We start from the raw sequence: 1,052 nt of genomic DNA, 5'->3' as shown, positions 1-1,052 counted from the left end.
TGTATTGGCCCGCAGCGTTGTTCACGCGGCTGATCGGTGGGTGGCCGCCGAGTGCGGTGTGGCAGCGGTGGTGGTTGTAGGTGTGTAGGAAGTCTGCCAGGGCTGCTGTTCGTTCGTCGTTGTCGGTGTAGGGCCGTAGGTAGGCCCATTCGTCGAGCAGGGTGCGGTTGAAGCGTTCGACCTTGCCGTTGGTCTGCGGCCGGTAGGGGCGGGTGAGTTTGCCGGTCGCGTCGAGGTCGGCGAGGGCCTGCTGCCAGGCGAAGCTCTTGCGGTAGGGCCAGGCGTTGTCGGTCAGGACGCGTTCGATGCGGCTGATGCCGTGTGCGGTGAAGAAGGCCGCGGCCCGCCGCAGGAAGTCGGCGCAGGTGGCGGCTTTCTCATCGCTGTGGATCTCGCTGTAGGCGAGGCGGGTGTGGTCGTCCACGGCGGAGTGGACGTAGTCGAAGCCCATGCCGCTGCGGGTGAGGCGACCGGCCTGACGGCCCAGGACCTTGTGGCCTCCGCCGTCAGGGATGCGGCCGAGTTTCTTGACGTCCACGTGGACGAGTTCGCCGGGACGGTCGCGTTCGTAGCGGCGGATGACCTGCCCGGTGGGTCGGTCCAGGAAGGCCAGGCGGTTGAGGCCGTGCCGGGTCAGTATCCGGTGGGTGGTCGAGGCGGGCAGACCCAGGATCGGTCCCAGCCGTGCGGGACCGAGCTTGCGGTCCTGGCGCAGGCGGCACACCCGGGCCTCGGTCGCGGCCGGGGTGCGGTGCGGTGTGGTGCGGGGCCGGCTGGAGCGGTCGCGCAGCCCTTGCTCGCCTTCGGCCCGCCAGCGGCGCACCCACTTGTGGGCCGTGACGCGCGAGATGCCCATCTCGGCCGCGACATGCGCGACCGGACGGCCTGCGCGGACACGCTCGACGAGCAGCCGCCTGCCATGAACGGTCAGCCGGGCATTACGGTGGGACACGAAGACCTCCGTGCGGTGCAGTCCTAGACAGCTCCACCACACCGGAGGTCTTCGCCATGATCAAGCCCTGGCGGCGTTAACAACGCTCGTGATCAATACA

The 1,052-nt window shown here is 68.9% G+C and carries 1 protein-coding gene; it reads right to left on the bottom strand.

Annotation, left to right across the window (positions count from 1 at the left end):
- On the bottom strand, positions 1 to 952 hold a 952-nt coding region (locus ACIQJT_RS41660), incomplete at its 3' end, for an IS481 family transposase (protein ID WP_402650673.1).
- Between the last annotated feature and the right edge of the window lie 100 nt (positions 953 to 1,052).

Source organism: Streptomyces sp. NPDC091972, from assembly GCF_044756385.1.
Lineage (GTDB): Bacteria > Actinomycetota > Actinomycetes > Streptomycetales > Streptomycetaceae > Streptomyces.
The sequence above is the reverse complement of the archived record's forward strand: the minus strand, read 5'-3'. Positions and strand labels throughout refer to the sequence as shown.